Here is a 16,678-nt window from a genome sequence, read left to right on the forward strand (position 1 = left end):
TCCGTGCTGAACCCCCTGCTTTGGGCCATCGTCGCCGCCTTGGGAGCGCTTTTGGGCTATGCCAGCCCCTGGGTGCAATTTCCCGCCGCGGCCTTGCTGCTGCCGCTTGGCATCGTTCTGCTGGGGCTCGCAGCCCCTTCGGCCAAGCTGGCCTTCAAATACGCGTGGCAGGCGGGATCACTGGCGTCGCTGGCAACCTTATACTGGGTGTTCTGGCCCATTGAGCACTTCGGCGACATCCACTGGGCCCTGGCCCTGCCGGTGCCGGTGCTGCTGTCCATGGCCATGGGCTGCTATTATGGCTTGTTCGGCATCGCGGCCCACCTTTCCAACCGGCTCCATCCCCTCCTGGCCACGCTCTTCATCGGCATCGCCTGGACGACCATGGAGCTGGCCCAGGCCTCGCTGCTCTCGGGCTTTTCCTGGCTCACGCTATCCTCGGCCTTCGTGGCCTGGCCCATTGTGGTGCAGGCGGCGGCCTATGTGGGCGCTTACGGCCTGTCGGGCCTCATCGTGCTGAGCATCGCCGGCGTGGTTTTGAGCGGGCGGAACAAGGCCTGCCTTCTTCTTTCGCTGCTGGCGGCGGCCAGCGTGCTCGGCATCGGCTGGCAACGCTTGGCAAATTATGCGGAAACCTCCCCCGCCCACAGCATTGCCGTGGTGCAGGGCAACATCGACCAAAGCATCAAGTGGGACCCGGAGTATCAGCAGGCCACGGTGCAAAAATACCTGCGCCTGAGCAAACAGATTGCGGACTCGTCCGAGCCGGAGCTCATTGTCTGGCCTGAAACCGCCATGCCGTTCTATTTTCAGGACAACTCGCCCCTGCGCACCCCGGTGATCGACTTTGTGCGCAAGGGCAAGGCCGCACTGGTGCTGGGCTCTCCCGCCTATCAGCAAGTCGACGGCCCTGGCTCCTTCATCCTGTTCAACCGGGCTTTTCTGCTTGATAACCGCAACCAGGCGCCCTCCTGGTACGACAAGGAGCATCTCGTTCCCTTTGGCGAATACACGCCGCTGGCGAGCGTCCTCCCCATACAAAAGCTGGTTTCCGGCGTGGGCGACTTTGTGCCGGGCAAGAATGAGCGCGCGCTCAAATCCGGCGATCTTTCCCTGGGCGTGCTGGTCTGTTACGAGGCCATATTCGCCGGGCTCGCACAGGACCGCGTGAGCCAGGGCGCGAACCTGCTCATCAACATCAGCAACGACGCCTGGTTCGGAAACACGAGCGCCCCGCATCAGCACTTGCAATTGACCGCGCTTCGGGCCATTGAACAGGGCCGTTACATCGTGCGCAGCACCAATACCGGCATATCGGCCTTCATCGATCCCCTTGGGCGCATCAAGATCGCCGGTCCGCAATTTCAGGAGCTGGCAGCCGCGGGCATGGTGCATGCCCACTCGGAGTTCACGGTTTTCCACCAGTTCTACAATTACCTGCTCATAGGTCTTGCCGGACTGCTGGCGCTCTTCACGTTCCTGCTCATCATCGGTGGACGCGACTCCACCTCAAACCTCGGCCAGATTTAGTCTGGCGGTACAGATACAAACATGCTGCAATTCGCTGATCTTAAAACGCAGGGCCAGTCCTTGCTCGAACAGTTCCAAACCCTTTGGGGGCGGCTTTGACTCGGCCGAGTCACAGGAGCGCCTGAAGGAGATTGAAGCCCAGCTGTCCAAACCCGGCGCCTGGGACAAGCCCGAGGAATTGACGCCTGTCTTGCGCGAGAAAAGCGCCCTGGAATTCCGCTTGGGCATGTACGACGCCCTTTCGCAAGCCAAGAGCAACGTGGACGAATGGCTGGAGCTCGCGCAGGAGGACCAAGGCCAGGATGCCTTCGAGGCCCTGGCGGAGAACCTGACCGAGCTGCAGAAGCGACTTGACGAGACCGAGCTAGCCACCCTGCTGAGCGGCCCCGACGACAACAGCCCGGCCATTCTGGAGATCCACCCCGGCGCCGGCGGCGTTGACGCCCAGGACTGGGCGGAGATGCTTTTGCGCATGTACCTGCGCTGGGCAGAGTCGCGCGGCTTCCAGGTCGCGGAGCTGGACCGCCTGTACGGCGACGAAGCGGGCATCAAGAGCGTCACCCTGCAGATAACCGGCCCTTACGCCTACGGGCTGCTCAAGGGCGAGGCGGGCATCCACCGGCTCATCCGCATTTCCCCCTTCGACGCCTCCGGCCGCAGGCACACCGCCTTTGCCTCGGTGGACGTGTACCCGGACATCGACACGAACATCGAGATTGACGTGAAGGACGAGGATCTGCGCATCGATGTGTTCCGCGCCAGCGGTCCCGGCGGCCAGCACGTGAACCGCACCAACTCCGCTGTGCGCATAACCCACTTGCCCACGAACATCGTTGTGCAGTGCCAAAACGAAAAGTCGCAGTTGAAGAACAAGATCTTCGCCATGAAGGTTCTTAAAGCCCGACTTTATGAACGCGAACTCAAGGAACTGGAAGCAACTAAAAAAGCTGACTATTCCACAAAGGACGCCATCGCCTTCGGCAGCCAGATCCGCACCTATACCCTGCAACCCTACCGGCTGGTGAAGGACCATCGCAGCAGCTTCGAGGACAGCGGCGTAGACGCCGTGCTCGACGGCCGCTTGGACGAATTCCTGCGCGCCACCCTGCTGCATGTTCACGGCGAAAGGAAATCCGGCAATGGCTGAGAACACCCTGCGGAGGCGGTTGGCCGATATTGAGGCCGCATGCCAGTCTGCCAACGCTGCGGCAGAAAACGACGGCGGCTCCTACTGCCTCATCCGGGTCTTCAAGGGCCTGGACGCAGAATCCTGGCGCACCATCCGCTCCGAACTCGACTTGAACAAATGGCGCGCGGCCTCTGTCTCCGCACTGGCCCAAGACATGGGCGACATCGTGCGCGAGGCGGCGGACGCCCTGCTCCACCATTTTCTCGTGTGCGAGATGGAGCGCGCCCGGCTCTGCCAGCAGCCCCTTGCCTTGGCGCTCATAGAACCGGAGGACGGCGACGCCCTGGACACGGTCTTCGACCTCACGCGGGCGCAGCTGCGCCGCTTCGACCACGTCACACGGCTCAATGCCGGACCCGTGGCCGTTGTGCTCTCGGGCACGCCGCTGGCCGCTGCGGAACGCCTGCTCGGCGCCATGCTGCGGCGCATCCGGCAAGTCAGCGATCCGGGCCTGGTGTGTTCGGCCGGGCTTGTGGGCTATGGCGGTCTGGTCGAGCTCAACACCAACGCCCTTGTCGAGCGCGCTGAAGAAGCCCTGGCCGAGGCCCGGCGCATGGGCGGCAACAGGCTGGAAGTCGCCCCCTGCGTTGATGCCGTTCTGGCCTCGCGCGAGACCCTTGTGCGCGCAAGCGAAAAGCATTTCCTCTTCACCGGCAAGAAATTGCCAGAGTAACAGGGACATATATGAACGCCATCAACCCCGGCAAGACCGTCAGCCTCTGCATCATGAGCGGCAAGGGCGGCGTGGGCAAAACCAATCTTTCGCTGAACCTTGGCTTCGCCCTGCGCGACATGGGGCACAAGCTTCTGCTCATGGACTGCGACCTGGGACTGGCCAACCTCGATGTGCTGCTTGGCCTTGCGCCGGAAAAGAACATGCAGGACATGCTCGCGGGCACGGCGCATGCGTCAGAGGTCGTGCAGACCGTTGAGCCGGGACTGGACATCCTCCCCGCGGCCAGCGGCGTGCCCGAGATGGTCGAGATGGACCAGAACCAGCAGGGCGCGCTTTTCGACAAGCTGAACGACCTTGTGTCGGGCTACGAATTTCTCGTGCTGGATCTGGGCGCGGGCATCAGCGGCACGGTGCTTTCCCTGGCGCGCATGGCGCAAATGCGCGTGGTGCTGGTGACCCCTGAGCCGACCTCCCTCACCGATGGCTACGCCATCATCAAGGTGCTCAACGCCCGCTTCGGCGTGCGCGACTTTCTCATCGTGGTGAACCAGGCCACAGCAAAAGAGGCCAAGGAAACCTTTGAACGCCTGAATATGGCGTGCAGAAATTTTCTCGGCTTCGAGCTTGTGAACCTGGGGCATGTGCGCCTGGACCGCACCATGACGCAGGCGGTCATCAACCAGACGCCCCTGGCCCGACATGCCCCGCAATGCCCGGCCATCAAGGACATTGCCGTGCTGGCGAACCGCGTTGCCCGCTACCGCGAGGAGAATCTTGAGGCCATTTCCGGGCGCATGGCGCTGAAGCAAATTCTTTCTTCCCCAACCTAACGAAACCCTTGACGGAATAGCTGCTTTTTCGGCATAGGTTGATTAGATGCTGCCAAGTACCCCCCATCTGTACGGCGGCGTGATGACACGAACTGCCCAACTTAACGGAGCGGTCAATGAACAAGAGTGAACTTATCAAAGCGCTGGCGGATGACAAGAAGCTGCATATCGACGACGCCACCAAAGTCGTCAGTGCCTTTTTCGATTCCATCAAAGACGCCCTGGTCGCCGGCGACAGGGTCGAGATTCGCGGCTTCGGAAGCTTCAAGGTGAAGGACTACGAAGGTTACACCGGCCGCAACCCCAAGACGGGTACCGTGGTCGAAGTGCACCCCAAGCGCCTTCCCTTCTTCCGCCCTGGCAAAGAACTCAAGGAATTCATCAACGATTAAATGGTCCGCATCCTTCTCCTGATCCTGACATTGACTCTGGGGCTTGCCACGCAAGCCATAGCGGGTGGGCCTCGGCTCACCCTGCTTTTTTGCGCCAATACCGAAGGCGAAGTCCGCCCCTGCCCTTCCTGAGGCGGGAAACTGGTCGGAGGACTGGCCCGGCGGGTCAGCGCGCAAAAAGCCCTCAAGCATGAGGCAACCAGAGAAGCGCCGGCCTACTTTTTGGCCGGGGGCTACGAGTTTACCCGCGATCTGCCCGCCAAACCGCCTTCGAAAAAGCGCCTGGAGTTCATGGCCAAGGCTTTTGACCAGCTGCGCCACGACCTGGTCTTCGTCACCCCGGCGGAACGAGCCTCCCTGGCCAAGGCCGGTGTTCAGACGCGGGCATACTGGAAAGGCGGCGAAAAGCTCGAGCAGCACATTCTGCACAGCGAAGGCGGCCCAAGGATCGGCGTGATTCTTTTGCCTCCTGTGGCCTACAGCGCTCCTGCCGTGCCGGAGAATCTCATCCACCAAATGGAGAATGCCGTGCGCAAGCTGCGCGGCTCGGTCAAGCTCGTGGTGGTCATGAGCCCCTGGGGCTACAACAAGGAGTCCGAGCTGCTCACCCGGGCCGACAAAGGCGCCCTGCCTGATGTTCTTCTCGGTTCTGGACCGGGCATGGGGCTTGTGGGCACCCTGGCGGCCGAGGGGAAAACCGCGTGGATCCGCTCGTTTTCAGAGGGCAAGTCCGTCCTCCGTGTAGAGGTTCTGGCTTGGCCGGAGCACAGTTCCACTTTTAAATGGACGGAAGAGAAAAATATTCGTATGAGCCTCTTCGGGCTCACTGATCAGTATCAGGAAGACCCGCAGATGCTGACGCTCATGCAGCACATGGGCACCGATTAGAAGGAGGATTGAATGAGCTTTCGCGGCGCGTTTACCGCACTGGTGACGCCGTTCAAGAACGGCGCCGTGGACGAGGAGGCATACAGAGCCTTCATCGAATGGCAGATTGAACAAGGCATCGACGGCGTTGTGCCCTGCGGCACCACCGGCGAAGCGGCCACCCTCTCCCACACGGAGCAGGGCCAGGTCATCAAAATCTGCGTGGACCAGGTCAAAGGCCGTGTGCCTGTCATCGCCGGGGCCGGGTCCAACAACACCCGCGAGGCCATCGAGCTGGTGGCCATGGCCAAAGAGGCCGGGGCCGACGCCGCCCTGCTCATCACTCCGTATTACAACAAACCGACGCCAGACGGCCTTGTGGCGCATTTCAAAGCCATCGCCGCCGAGGCTTCCATGCCGTACGTGGTGTACAATGTTCCGGGCCGCACCGGTCTCAATCTGCTGCCCAAGACCCTGGCGCGCATCGCCAAGGCCGTGCCCGAGGTCATCGGCTGCAAGGAAGCCACTGGCGACCTGAAGCAGGGCACGGAAGTCATCGAGGCGCTGGGTAAGGACTTCATGGTTCTCTCCGGCGACGATTACACCGTGCTGCCGCTGCTTTCCGTCGGCGGCTCGGGCGTCATCTCGGTCACCTCGAACATCGTGCCCGCCAAGATGTCCGGCATGTGCCAGGCGTTCTTCAAGGGTGACACGGCCCGCGCCCAGGCGCTGAACCTGGAGCTCATGCCCCTGAACAGGGCCATGTTCCTGGAGACCAACCCCATTCCGGTGAAGACCGCCCTGCACCTGATGGGCAAGATGCCCCTGGAGTTCCGCCTGCCTCTGGTTCCCCTGGAAGCAGCCCATGCGGAACAGTTGCAGCAGGCCTTGAAAGCCGCCGCAGTCATCTAAAGCTCTTCTAGCAAGAATCAAGAACGCCCTGGCCGCAAGACCGGGGCGTTTTTTTATTGGTTTGCGGGGGGCAGCGTGATGGCGGCAATGAGACGACGCGCAAGGGGAAGCATGGCGAGCATCACCGGGTAGGCCACGGCCCAGGAGATCAGCCACGAGAGGGGCCATGTGTCCCAAAACGCCGCCACCGGCACGGCCCGCACAGTGGCGATGGCCGAAACAAGGCAGGTCATGCAGCCGGAGACCACAAGGGGCACGGCGGCGCAGGTGCATTTGGCCGGCAGGAAGCGCATATCCGCATTCCTATTGCCCGCGTGCGCACAGTGTCAACACCCCTTGGGCCGCAAGCGCAAAAAAAGGCGGGCTCTCGAAGGAACCCGCCTGAATGAACGAAGCGATGGTCTGGATTAGGCGAAAGCCTTTTCCATGGGAGGCACGACCTGCTTCTTGCGGCTCATGCAGCCGTCAACCCACATGGAGCCCAGCGCGCCGCCGACCTTGCCGCCGAAGGCCTTCTCGACCATGGAGGCGTCGTCGGAGACCACGAGGATCTCGGAGCCTTCCTTCATGATGTCGGTGAGGAGCAGAAGGACGGTGTGACGGCCGTCGGACTTCAGCTTCTTGCACTCTTCAACCAGAGCGGGCTTGATCTTGTCGAGCAGGGTGAGGTCCAGAACCTCGACCTGGCCGATGCCGACCTTCTTGCCGCCCATGTTGAAGTCCTTGTAGTCGCGATTCATCAGGTCAACCGCGGGGATGCCCTCGACGGAGCCCTTGATCTTCAGCATTTCCATGCCCAGGGCCTTGTAGTCGGCCACGCCGGCGATCTTGGCAAGGGCTTCGCAAGCGGCCTTGTCGGCGTCGGTGCAGGTGGGGGACTTGAACAGAACGGTGTCGTTCAGGATGGCGCAAAGCAGGGCGCCGGCGATGCCCTTGGGGATGGCGATGCTGTAGAAGTCGTACATGGCCTTGATGACCGTGCCGGAGCAGCCGACGGGCATGACCCAGATTTCAAGCGGATTCGGGGTGGTCACGTCGCCCAGCTTGTGGTGGTCAACGATGCAGACGACCTTGCCCTTGTCGAGGTTGTCCAGGGCCTGAGCGAGATCGGAGTGGTCGACAAGGGCGATGTCCTTGCCGGTGGCGTCGGTCTCGATGGCGGGAGCGGCCAGGCCGAACTTGTTCAGCACGAAGGCGGCGTCCGGGGTGGCGGGCCCCTGAGCGACAGGGGTGGCTTCCATGCCGCGCTTGCTCAGCAGGTCGGCAACGGCGATGGCAGCGGTGATGGAGTCGCAATCGGGATTTTTGTGACCACAAACAATAATAGCCATGTAAGTCCTCCTCAAAATTATGTGTATGCCAGGAAAGGTCCATTCGTCACGGACGATTGTTCCATTTATCACAAGACATGGGCTTTGCCAAGTCAGAAGATGCCAATGAAGCGTAAAATACCGAGGACAACCGCCCCGGCCGCAACGGATACATACAGGCTGCGCAGGCGCAGGGCCAGCATTCCGCCCACGCTGGCGGCAATGAGCAAATGTGTCCAGGAAATTTTGATGGAAGCCAAAAGCGGGCCGTAATGGCTGAGCACAAAACGGGAGAGCAAGGTCAAAACCCCGGCGCCGACCAAAAAGAACAACCAATTCGCCAAGATCTTGCTCACCAAGCTGCCCATGAGCAGCTTGCCGGGCACGTTGGTGTCCAGCGGCTTGCGCACCCATTGCAGCACCCCGCCGTAGGAGCGGTTGAGCCTGTCGCGCATGGTCCGCTCCAGCTTGGCGCCAAGCCAGGCCATGGGCAGACCAAACACGAGCGGCAGCACGATGAGCGGCAGGGAATCGAGCCCGCAATAGCTGCTGATGGCCAGCGCAGTGAAGCAGGCCGCGGTCATGTGGGGCGGAATGAACGTGCCGACCGGGATGAAGTCGAGCCAGAGCAGCTCGTAGAAGATGGCGATGAACAGGCTGGATTCGAGATTGCCGACAAAAAGCCCCCAGAAGAGGCCGATCACCAGCGGGCGTTCAATCAGCCCCAGGCTGACGGAGAAGCGGAAAAGCGAGAACAGGGCAAAAAAAAACCGACCGTGGCGAACCACACGGGGCCGGTCATGCTCACTTCCATCATGCGAACCTCACGGTGACGGGATCGTTTGGCACACAGCGGAAATCCAACTCAACGCCCTGCTCCAGCAGAAAATGCAGGCAGGCTTCGTCCTCCGGTCCGAGTGAGACGCTGGGCGAAAGCTGGCGCTTGCCCGTGGAGTAATGCAGGTTGCCCACGTTCAGCACCGGCAGCCGCAGGCCCTTCTCAAAGGCGCGGCGCACATCGAGGCAGGTGGAAAACAGAAGCAGCGTGTTTTCGCGCCCGGCAACGGAAAGGCGCGGATCGCCCGGTAGTTCGTCGATGGACAGAAAGGCGCTTTCGACGGCGCGCGGAATGGCCAGGGACATGATCTCCTGCTGCAGCTCGTCCTGGGCCAGGTCGTCGTTGCCCACAAGTATGTTGTGCGCCCCGATGTACGGCACCCAAGCTTCCACCACCTGTCCGTGGATGAGTCTGTTGTCCACTCGCACCCAAAACACTTGCGTCCGGCTCCTAGGATTTCTTGCGCAGCATTTCGCCAGGGACAACGATGCCCTGCAGCCCTGCGGCCTTGGCCTGCGCGGCCAGTTCGGAAAGGGTCGTGTTGCGGCCTTGCAGCACTTTGAGCAGCATGGGCAGGTTCACGCCGGCCACCACTTCGATGTTGCCGAGCTTGCGCAGGGAGAGGCTCAAGGTTGTCGGCGTGCCGCCGAAAAGATCCGTGAGCACCAGGACGCCCATGCCGCGTTCCAGTCGCGTCAGCGCGGCCTTGAGCTCGGCGACGATCTCGTCCACCCCGCGTGACACGAGGACGCTCACGGAATCCGTGCCCTCCTGAGGGCCGACGATCATCTTTCCGGCGTCGAGCAAGGCGGCGCCAAAAGCCCCGTGGGTGACCACGAGCACGCCGATCTGCTTCACATCCGCCTGCGTTTCGTTTGTCTCAGCCATTGTCTCGCCTGCATGCGCGTCAAAACGCGCACATGTTCTGGCACGAACCGGTTAGCCCAGATCGAAGTGCCGGTGCTCCAGGGTCACGGAATAGCCGGTGTCGCGCAAAGTGGCGAACAGCAGCTCGCTCATGGCTACGGACCGGTGACGGCCACCGGTGCAGCCAATGGCCACGGCAATGCGGTACCGTCCCTCGGCCGCATAAAGAGGCAGAATGTACTGCAGAAAATCAAGAAGCTTTTGCTTGAAGGTCAGGCCCGGCTCGCCCTTCAGCACATAGTCGGCCACGGCGGCGTCCTTGCCGGACAAGGGGCGAAGCTCCGGCACGAAATATGGATTGGGCAAGAAGCGTAGGTCGAAGACAAGGTCCGCTTCCGCCGGAACGCCGTACTTGAAGCCGAAGGAGATGACGTGCACGCGCATGCCGTGGCAGGCCTGGTCCTTGGCCATGAAGCGTTCCTGGATCAGGCGGCGCAGGTCGTGGATGGAGCATTCGCTGGTGTCGAGGACGAGTTCGGCATCCTTGCGCAGGGGCGCAAGCATGGCCCGTTCCTTCACCAAGGCCTGCTCAAGGCCAAGCTCGCCGCTTTCCAGCGGGTGCGGCCGGCGCGTGGTGGCATAGCGGCGCATGATGACGGCCGACTTGGCCTCCACGAAAAGCACGCGCACAAAAACGCCCTTGGCCGAAAGCTCCTGAACGGCGTCGTTCCACTGCTCCAAAAAATCATGCTGGCGCAGGTCCATGCCCAGGGCCAAGCCCCGGTGTTTGGAATCTTTGCCCAAGAACAGCGAGGCCAGCTTGGGCAGCATGGAGGCCGGCAAACCATCGACGCAGAAGTAGCCCAAGTCCTCAAAGACATTGAGCGCGGTACTTTTACCGGAGCCAGAAAGCCCGGTAACGACCACGACGGAGAGCGATTCCTGAGGAGCCTGCGCCACGAGCCTGTCCTTTAATAGGATTGCAGGAGCTTGAACAGCGCGTCGCGGTCAGGCGCGTCGAAGAAGTCCTTGCGGAAGGATTCGTCTTTGATGAGGCGCGAAATGTGCGCCAGTATGCGCAGGTGTATTCCAGTCATCTGCTCCGGGGCGAGCACGAGGAAAAAGATGTTGCAGGGCTTGAAGTCCAGCGCTTCGAAGTCCACGCCCATTTTGCTGCGCGCCACGAGCACGATGATGTTCTCAAGCGCGGGCAGTTTGCCGTGGGGAATGGCCACCCCGTCGCCAATGCCCGTGGTGCCGAGACCCTCCCGGTCCAGCAGGACCGAGAGGGCGAGTTCGGCGTCCAAATGGGGATGGCGGGCCGCAATGGCGCCCGTCATCTCCCGCAACACATCGGGCTTGGTGGTCGAGGCAAGCTCGGGCAGCACCAGATCCCGGTCAAGGTACTCGTCAAGGCGCATCGTTAGTTTCCAGGGTCGATGAGACCGAAGTCTCCGTTCTTGGTGCGGTAAAGCACATTGACGCGTGAGGTGTCCGCATTGCGGAACACGAGAAACTCGAACTTCCTGCTCTCAAGCTGCATGGCCGCTTCATCGACGCTCATGGGCTTGGGCTCGAAGTTGTCCGTCTCCTTGATGGTCGGAGTGCGGCCGCCGGGCTCTTCGCTAAAGCTGATGACATCCATGCGGGCTGCCCGGGGAGTGCCGCCGCGGCGGCGCTCCTTGTGGCGCTCGCGCATGCGCTTCAGCTGCGCCTCCAGCTTGTCCAGCACCTGGTCGATGGTGGAGTACATGTCCTCGGATTCTTCGTAGGCGGAGATGTGCAGGTTGTCCGAGAGCAGGACAACATCGGCCTTGTGGCGGAACTTCTCCACGGAAAGGCTGATCTGCAGCTCCGTCTCAACGGTATCGCCAATGAACTTGCCCATCTTCTCAAAGCGGGAAGAGGCATATTCCTTCAAGTGGTCAGAGGGCTCGAAATTCTTGAAGGCGAAAGAAATGTTCATGCAATACCTCCGTGATGCTTGATGGCGGGCGACGCCTGTTTAGAAGACCTGCTTGCGCTTGGAGGAGGATTCGATGTTCATCGCGGTGCGGTATTTGGCTACCGTGCGCCGCGCGATGTTCACCTCCAATTTCTGCTTGAGGATCTCGCCTATCTGTTCATCGCTGAGTGGTCTTTTGGGGTTCTCCTCGTTTATCAGTTGTTTAATGAGCGCCTTGACGGATTCGGAACCGACCTGGGTGCCGTCGTCAAGGTCTAGGGCGCTGTTGAAAAAGAACTTCAGCTCATAAATGCCGTGCGGCGTTGCGACATACTTGCTCGTGGTGATGCGGCTCACCGTGGACTCGTGCATGCCGATGTCCTCCGCAACCTCTTTCAGGATCAGCGGTTTGAGCTTGGTGACGCCAAACTCGAAAAAGTCGCGCTGAAACCGAACGATGCTCTCCATCACCTTGTACAAGGTCCGCTGCCGCTGGTAAAGGCTCTTCATCAGCCACTCCGCGCTGCGCACCTTGTCTTGAAAATAATCCTTTTCCGTCGAGGTCTTGGCCTTCAAATTATCCACATAAAAACTGTTGAGCTGCAGCCTGGGGAAGCCGTCTTCGTTGAGCACGATGACAAAGTCCTGGCCGTGCTTGTAGACGAAGACGTCCGGGCTCACGAACTGTGGGTCGTTGGAGGAGAAATGCGCGCCGGGCATGGGCTCAAGGGTCTGGATGACGTCCAGATACTCCTTCAGGTCCTCCATGCTGATGCGGAACTTCTTGGTGAGGGGCTTGTAGCGATGCTTCTCCAGGTCCTCCAGGTGGTCGCGCACCAGGGAAACCAGGATGGGGTCGCGGTCGTACTTCAGGACTTCGATCTGCACCAGCAGGCATTCCTGCACGCTGCGCGCGGCCACGCCAACAGGATCGAGCCGCTGGATGCGCCGGATGACCGTTTCGACATCGGCGGGCTGCACACCGGGCAGCTGCTCGCAGATCTCCTCGGCCGTGGCCTGAAGATACCCGCGCGAATCGAGGTTGCCGATGATGATTTCGCCGATGGAGAGGTCACGGTCGGAGAAGTTCGACAAGCGCATCTGCCACGAGAGGTGGCCGTCCAGATTGGGCTTTGAGGTCAGGCGGGCTTCGAAGGAGAGGCCCTCCTCCGGCACTTCGAGGTCGCGGCCCATGGCCTGCTTGGTGACGCTCGAAAATTCGCCCAGGTAGTTTTCCCAGTCCGCCGTGCGCATGAGGTCTTCCTCGGCGCGGCTTTCAGAGTCGGTGTGGGCATGCTCGTAATCGTCTAGAGTATCTGTGGAGGGCGCGGTATCAACCACATCCGGATCAAGCTCCTCCAAAAACGGATTTTCCATCAGCTCTTGCTGAATGGTCTCCACAAGCTCCAGCCGAGAGAGCTGCAAAAGCTTGATGGCCTGCTGCAGCTGTGGCGTCATGACCAGCTGCTGCGTCAGCTTGAGTTGTTGGCGAAGCTCAAGACCCATAGTCGATAACTGCTGCCTCCATCGGAACAGGCGTACAGGACGCCGAAATTTTACTTACCCCATGCGGGCTTTTGCGTGTTCAGGGTGCCACAGGCAGAAGGCCTGTGCAAGATTTTTCTGATAACCCTGCAAATATACGCACAATTCCAGAGCGGGGGAAAGACATGAAAAAAGTGTACCAACCTTCTGCTCTTGTGTAAATCCACAAAACTGAAGTTCGGCACGGCAGGATGGGGCAAGGCCCTTATAACCGGCGTGATTCAAACAGGATTTCCAAGGATCAGAGACTGAAGGACTCGCCCAGGTAGAGTTTGCGGGCTTTGCTGCTCTGCACGATTTCTGTGGGGCTGCCGTCAAGGATGACCATGCCCTCGTACACCAGATAGGCGCGGTCGCAAATATTCAATGTTTCACGAACATTGTGGTCGGAGATGAGGATACCGATGCCCATTCTTTTGAGCACGGAGATGATCTCCTGAATGTCGATGACAGCGATGGGATCGATGCCGGCAAAGGGCTCGTCGAGGAGGATGAACTTGGGATTCAAAATGAGCGCCCGGGCGATTTCCAGGCGCCGGCGCTCGCCGCCGGAGAGGAACATGGCCGGCTGGTTGGCCAGCTTGGTGATGTTGAACATCTCCAGCAGCTCAACGGCCCGCGCCTCGCGCTGGGCGCGCGTCATGGGCATCTGCTCCAGAATCACGTCCAGATTCTTGCGCACGGAGAGCTTCTTGAAGATGGAGCTTTCCTGCGGCAGGTACGAAAGTCCGAGCCGCGCGCGCTCGTGCAGGGGCCTTTCGGTCACGTCCTGGCCGTCGAGCACGACATTGCCCGTGGTCGGATTCACCACGCCCACCAGCATGTAGAACGTGGTGGTTTTGCCAGCGCCGTTGGGGCCAAGCAGTCCCACCACTTCGCGGTCGCGGATGGACAGATTGATGTGGCGCACGACCTCGCGTTCGCCATAGCGTTTGGAAAGATTGGTGGCGGTGAGCTCGGACATGCTATTTCTTGTCCTTGGGTGAGAAGAATATGGCCTCGACCCTGCGCTGCGCGCCGCTCAGAACCTCGCTGCGGTTCTCGCGGATGTAGAACTTGATCACGTCGCCGCGCACGGTGTTCTGCCCTTCGCGCAGGATGGGATTGCCCTCCATGCGCATGACGCCGTCCGCGACGTAGTAGATAAGCGTGCTGCACGCGCCCTCGTTCTTGCCCGCCACAAGCCGCACGCTGCCCTCGGCCACGATGCGCTCGATCTTGTCGCCGAAGTCGCCGGGAGCTTTGTCCGCCCCGCCCTTCTGCTCTTTCTTCTTGTCCGCAAAGTACGCCGTGACCTTGGCGGCCCAGATGGCCATGTCCTTCTGCGTGCCATGGACATTGCCCAGAAACACCACGGCGTTGTCGTTCTGGCTGTACACCATCTTGTCCGAGGTGATGCGCACGGGGTCCTGCGCGCCGCCGCTGGGCGCCTGGCCGGAGAGCAGACTCGGAGGGTCCTTGACCTCGCTCTTGACCTCGGATGTATTCGAGGACTTGGCCTCGGCCTTGCGCGGACCGGCCTGGGGTTGCGCAGCCGGAATCTTGGCCTGGGCCAGCGGCGTCAAAAGCCGCACCTCGGCGTAGCCGATGGCCTTGGTTACATCACGCTGGGTTTCGGTCATGTCGAACAGGGCGCCCCAGCCATTGGGCTGCACAAAGTCCACGCGGACCTTGTCGCCCACCTTGAGGGTGCGCACCAGGGGAGAGGCGCCGTCCGGCTTGTGGTGGACGCTCACGGGATGCTCCACAACGCGCACGTCGCCCCAGTTCGGAGCTTGCGCAAATCCCTGCATGGAGAACAAGAGCAGGAACACGGCCGCACATGCCGTGAAGAGAAGGCTATTCCTGCGCTGCCGCACTATTTCTTCTCCTTCTTGAGGGCGTTCAAGCTGGCCGGCGTCAATTCCGCGGCAACCCCGCCGGCGGCGGTCAATTCCTTGGTTTCCAAATTAATCTCCACCGTGGTGGCGTTGACCGTGAAATCCGGGCGGGTGACCACGACGCGCCCCTTGAAATACGCCTTCTTCATGGCCCCGATGTAGTCAAACACATCCGAGGTGAGGGCGAAAGCCCCAAACCTGCCGGCGATGTTGTCGCGCAGGGTCAGGGTGTTGCCCATCTGGTTTATCTCGCCCGTGTCGGACTTGATGAACACTTCCTCGCGCTCCGGGCCGATGTAGGCCGAAAGCTGGGGCCGGATGACCTGCACGACGCGCTGGTCGAGGCTGTACTCCGCGCTTTTGGCCCGCACGCGCCACAGCTCCTTGCCGTCGCTGCCCTGCACCAGCTCCAAATCCTCGGCCTGCACTTGCGGCTCGGCCTTGGTTTGCGCTTTCTCAGCAGGGGTGCTGCGGGTGCCTCTCTGCTGGTTCACGACGAGCCCGATGGCCAGCCCCAGCAGAAAGATGACAACCACAGTGACAAAAGGCTTGCGCATTCATCCGCTCCACTTCTCCCAGGCTGCTTCGAACTGACCGCGGCAGCGCAGGAGGAACATGACGGCCTCTCGGACCGCCCCCTGCCCGCCAGAGAGCCGGGAGACCCACTTGGCCAAGGCGAGGATTTCGGGCTGGGCATTGGCCACGGCCATGGGCAAGCCCACGGCCTGCATAACGCCCGCGTCGACCCAGTCATCGCCCAGGTAGGCGACTTCCGGCCGCGTCAGGCCCAGCCTTCCCCGTATCGCATCCATCAAGGGCACCTTGTCGACGTGCCCTGCATGATATTCCGTAATGCCAAGCTCGCGCACCCGCTTTTCCACCGCGCCATGTTTGAGGCCGGTGATGACGGCGACGTCGAGCCCACAGGATTGTGCAAGTTTGATTCCAAGGCCGTCCTGCACATGGAAGCGCTTGGTTACATTGCCTTCATGGTCATAATACAGCCCGCCGTCCGTCAACACGCCGTCAACGTCCAGGATGAGCAGCTTGACCGCTGCGCCCAGTTTTTCCGGCGTGTTATCCGGCACTGGGAACGCTCCAAATGGCCAGCAGACGTTTAAGAAGCCCTTCGAGCTGCGCCAGAGGCAGGCTGTTCGGACCATCGCACAGGGCGTGGTCCGGATCCGGGTGGACCTCGAGGAACACGCCATTCGCCCCGGCGGCCACGGCGGCGCTGGCCAGGGGGATGACGAACTCGCGCTGGCCGCCCGAGGTGCTGCCCTGCCCTCCCGGCAACTGCACGGAATGCGTGGCGTCGAACACCACCGGAGCGCCGAAGCCGCGCATGAGCGGGATGCTGCGCATGTCGACCACGAGGTTGTTGTAGCCGAAGCTCGCGCCGCGCTCCGTGAGCCACACGCGGCCGTTGCCGGTGCTGCGCAGCTTTTCGGTCACGTTCTTCATGTCCCAGGGGGCCACGAACTGCCCCTTCTTCACGTTGACGATGCGTCCCGTCTCGGCCGCGGCCACCAGCAAATCCGTCTGGCGGCACAAAAAGGCCGGAATCTGGAGCACATCCGCCACTTGCGAAACAGGCTCGGCCTGCTCCGGCAGGTGGATGTCGGTCACGATGGGCAGGCCGGTGGTCTCGCGCACCTCGGCCAGCCAGGAAAGGCCCATGTCCATGCCCGGCCCACGGAAGCTCGTCACCGAGGTGCGGTTGGCCTTGTCGTAGGAGCTCTTGAACACGATGGGCAGGTCCAGGCGCTTGGATATGGCCGCGAGCTCGCGCGCCACATCCAGGGCCAGCTGTCGGCTTTCCAGCACGCACGGCCCGGCCAGGATGAACGGACCTGTCAGGCTTTTGGCGTAAAGGGCGGAGGAGTCCTGGGCCATC

At 61.4% G+C, this 16,678-nt stretch carries 21 protein-coding genes; 7 read left to right on the plus strand and 14 right to left on the minus strand.

Annotated elements, in window-relative coordinates:
* The first annotated feature begins 3 nt into the window (after positions 1–3).
* From lnt to dapA, 7 genes are all read left to right on the plus strand, one after another.
* Complete coding sequence (gene lnt, locus ACYQ4W_RS05750; RefSeq protein WP_459853892.1) at positions 4–1,530, plus strand: apolipoprotein N-acyltransferase; 1,527 nt, start codon at positions 4–6, stop codon at positions 1,528–1,530.
* Positions 1,531–1,551: 21 nt separating this feature from the next.
* A protein-coding gene (gene prfB, locus ACYQ4W_RS05755) for a peptide chain release factor 2 (protein ID WP_459853895.1) occupies positions 1,552–2,677 on the plus strand; the annotation gives its coding sequence in 2 pieces (ribosomal slippage) (positions 1,552–1,626 and positions 1,628–2,677; 1,125 coding nt in all).
* A complete protein-coding gene (locus tag ACYQ4W_RS05760) occupies positions 2,670–3,392 on the plus strand; it encodes a hypothetical protein (protein ID WP_459853897.1) in 723 nt (240 codons plus the stop codon). The genes prfB and ACYQ4W_RS05760 overlap by 8 nt, the downstream gene beginning before the upstream one ends.
* Positions 3,393–3,403: 11 nt before the next feature.
* The gene (locus ACYQ4W_RS05765; RefSeq protein WP_459853899.1) at positions 3,404–4,225 is read left to right on the plus strand and encodes a MinD/ParA family protein; all 822 of its coding nucleotides are present in this window, start codon (positions 3,404–3,406) and stop codon (positions 4,223–4,225) included.
* A 116-nt stretch (positions 4,226–4,341) separates the two neighbouring features.
* Complete coding sequence (locus ACYQ4W_RS05770; RefSeq protein WP_459853901.1) at positions 4,342–4,617, plus strand: HU family DNA-binding protein; 276 nt, start codon at positions 4,342–4,344, stop codon at positions 4,615–4,617.
* Positions 4,618–5,505, plus strand: coding sequence for a UshA-like (seleno)protein family 2 (locus ACYQ4W_RS05775; RefSeq protein ID WP_459853903.1), 888 nt, complete (start codon positions 4,618–4,620; stop codon positions 5,503–5,505).
* Between the two features lie 12 nt (positions 5,506–5,517).
* Positions 5,518–6,396 carry a 4-hydroxy-tetrahydrodipicolinate synthase gene (dapA, locus tag ACYQ4W_RS05780; RefSeq protein ID WP_459853905.1) on the plus strand — a complete coding sequence of 293 codons (879 nt, stop codon included), beginning with the start codon at positions 5,518–5,520 and terminating at the stop codon, positions 6,394–6,396.
* A 53-nt stretch (positions 6,397–6,449) separates the two neighbouring features.
* Here the strand turns inward: dapA and ACYQ4W_RS05785 are convergent, their stop codons facing one another.
* From ACYQ4W_RS05785 to kdsA, 14 genes are all read right to left on the minus strand, one after another.
* Complete coding sequence (locus tag ACYQ4W_RS05785; RefSeq protein ID WP_459853907.1) at positions 6,450–6,689, minus strand: DUF2798 domain-containing protein; 240 nt, start codon at positions 6,687–6,689, stop codon at positions 6,450–6,452.
* 114 nt (positions 6,690–6,803) lie between these two features.
* Positions 6,804–7,727: a manganese-dependent inorganic pyrophosphatase gene (locus ACYQ4W_RS05790; protein ID WP_459853910.1), complete on the minus strand. Its 924-nt coding sequence runs from the start codon at positions 7,725–7,727 to the stop codon at positions 6,804–6,806.
* 92 nt (positions 7,728–7,819) lie between these two features.
* Positions 7,820–8,494 (minus strand): PTS sugar transporter subunit IIC, encoded by a 675-nt coding sequence (locus ACYQ4W_RS05795; RefSeq protein ID WP_459853912.1) that lies wholly within the window; start codon positions 8,492–8,494, stop codon positions 7,820–7,822.
* 25 nt (positions 8,495–8,519) lie between these two features.
* Positions 8,520–8,981 carry a PTS sugar transporter subunit IIB gene (locus ACYQ4W_RS05800; protein WP_459853914.1) on the minus strand — a complete coding sequence of 154 codons (462 nt, stop codon included), beginning with the start codon at positions 8,979–8,981 and terminating at the stop codon, positions 8,520–8,522.
* A 13-nt stretch (positions 8,982–8,994) separates the two neighbouring features.
* Complete coding sequence (locus tag ACYQ4W_RS05805) at positions 8,995–9,432, minus strand: PTS sugar transporter subunit IIA (RefSeq protein WP_459853917.1); 438 nt, start codon at positions 9,430–9,432, stop codon at positions 8,995–8,997.
* Positions 9,433–9,483: 51 nt separating this feature from the next.
* Positions 9,484–10,371 (minus strand): RNase adapter RapZ, encoded by an 888-nt coding sequence (gene rapZ, locus ACYQ4W_RS05810; protein ID WP_459853919.1) that lies wholly within the window; start codon positions 10,369–10,371, stop codon positions 9,484–9,486.
* Positions 10,372–10,382: 11 nt separating this feature from the next.
* Positions 10,383–10,832 (minus strand): PTS sugar transporter subunit IIA, encoded by a 450-nt coding sequence (locus tag ACYQ4W_RS05815; RefSeq protein ID WP_459853922.1) that lies wholly within the window; start codon positions 10,830–10,832, stop codon positions 10,383–10,385.
* 2 nt (positions 10,833–10,834) lie between these two features.
* Positions 10,835–11,377 (minus strand): ribosome hibernation-promoting factor, HPF/YfiA family, encoded by a 543-nt coding sequence (gene hpf / locus ACYQ4W_RS05820; protein ID WP_459853924.1) that lies wholly within the window; start codon positions 11,375–11,377, stop codon positions 10,835–10,837.
* 39 nt (positions 11,378–11,416) lie between these two features.
* The gene (rpoN, locus tag ACYQ4W_RS05825; protein WP_459853927.1) at positions 11,417–12,862 is read right to left on the minus strand and encodes an RNA polymerase factor sigma-54; all 1,446 of its coding nucleotides are present in this window, start codon (positions 12,860–12,862) and stop codon (positions 11,417–11,419) included.
* A 280-nt stretch (positions 12,863–13,142) separates the two neighbouring features.
* On the minus strand, positions 13,143–13,865 hold the full coding sequence (lptB, locus tag ACYQ4W_RS05830; protein ID WP_459853929.1) for an LPS export ABC transporter ATP-binding protein: 723 nt from the start codon (positions 13,863–13,865) through the stop codon (positions 13,143–13,145).
* Position 13,866: 1 nt separating this feature from the next.
* Positions 13,867–14,760, minus strand: a complete 894-nt coding sequence (locus tag ACYQ4W_RS05835; protein ID WP_459853931.1) for an LptA/OstA family protein — start codon at positions 14,758–14,760, stop codon at positions 13,867–13,869.
* Positions 14,760–15,338, minus strand: coding sequence for an LPS export ABC transporter periplasmic protein LptC (lptC, locus tag ACYQ4W_RS05840; protein WP_459853933.1), 579 nt, complete (start codon positions 15,336–15,338; stop codon positions 14,760–14,762). Before lptC ends, ACYQ4W_RS05835 begins: the two co-directional genes overlap by 1 nt.
* Positions 15,339–15,869 carry a KdsC family phosphatase gene (locus tag ACYQ4W_RS05845; protein WP_459853935.1) on the minus strand — a complete coding sequence of 177 codons (531 nt, stop codon included), beginning with the start codon at positions 15,867–15,869 and terminating at the stop codon, positions 15,339–15,341.
* A complete protein-coding gene (gene kdsA / locus ACYQ4W_RS05850) occupies positions 15,859–16,677 on the minus strand; it encodes a 3-deoxy-8-phosphooctulonate synthase (RefSeq protein WP_459853938.1) in 819 nt (272 codons plus the stop codon). The genes ACYQ4W_RS05845 and kdsA overlap by 11 nt, the downstream gene beginning before the upstream one ends.
* Position 16,678: the final 1 nt, after the last annotated feature.

The sequence above is a fragment of the Humidesulfovibrio idahonensis genome (assembly GCF_054657715.1).

Coding starts and splice junctions, on each gene's coding strand:
- ACYQ4W_RS05760 (WP_459853897.1), top strand. CDS start 2,670: ATGGCTGAGAACACCCTGCGGAGGCGGTTGGCCGATATTGAGGCCGCA.
- ACYQ4W_RS05815 (WP_459853922.1), bottom strand. CDS start 10,832: ATGCGCCTTGACGAGTACCTTGACCGGGATCTGGTGCTGCCCGAGCTT.
- hpf (WP_459853924.1), bottom strand. CDS start 11,377: ATGAACATTTCTTTCGCCTTCAAGAATTTCGAGCCCTCTGACCACTTG.
- kdsA (WP_459853938.1), bottom strand. CDS start 16,677: ATGGCCCAGGACTCCTCCGCCCTTTACGCCAAAAGCCTGACAGGTCCG.
- ACYQ4W_RS05765 (WP_459853899.1), top strand. CDS start 3,404: ATGAACGCCATCAACCCCGGCAAGACCGTCAGCCTCTGCATCATGAGC.
- lptB (WP_459853929.1), bottom strand. CDS start 13,865: ATGTCCGAGCTCACCGCCACCAATCTTTCCAAACGCTATGGCGAACGC.
- ACYQ4W_RS05805 (WP_459853917.1), bottom strand. CDS start 9,432: ATGGCTGAGACAAACGAAACGCAGGCGGATGTGAAGCAGATCGGCGTG.
- rpoN (WP_459853927.1), bottom strand. CDS start 12,862: ATGGGTCTTGAGCTTCGCCAACAACTCAAGCTGACGCAGCAGCTGGTC.
- ACYQ4W_RS05785 (WP_459853907.1), bottom strand. CDS start 6,689: ATGCGCTTCCTGCCGGCCAAATGCACCTGCGCCGCCGTGCCCCTTGTG.
- ACYQ4W_RS05770 (WP_459853901.1), top strand. CDS start 4,342: ATGAACAAGAGTGAACTTATCAAAGCGCTGGCGGATGACAAGAAGCTG.
- lptC (WP_459853933.1), bottom strand. CDS start 15,338: ATGCGCAAGCCTTTTGTCACTGTGGTTGTCATCTTTCTGCTGGGGCTG.
- ACYQ4W_RS05790 (WP_459853910.1), bottom strand. CDS start 7,727: ATGGCTATTATTGTTTGTGGTCACAAAAATCCCGATTGCGACTCCATC.
- dapA (WP_459853905.1), top strand. CDS start 5,518: ATGAGCTTTCGCGGCGCGTTTACCGCACTGGTGACGCCGTTCAAGAAC.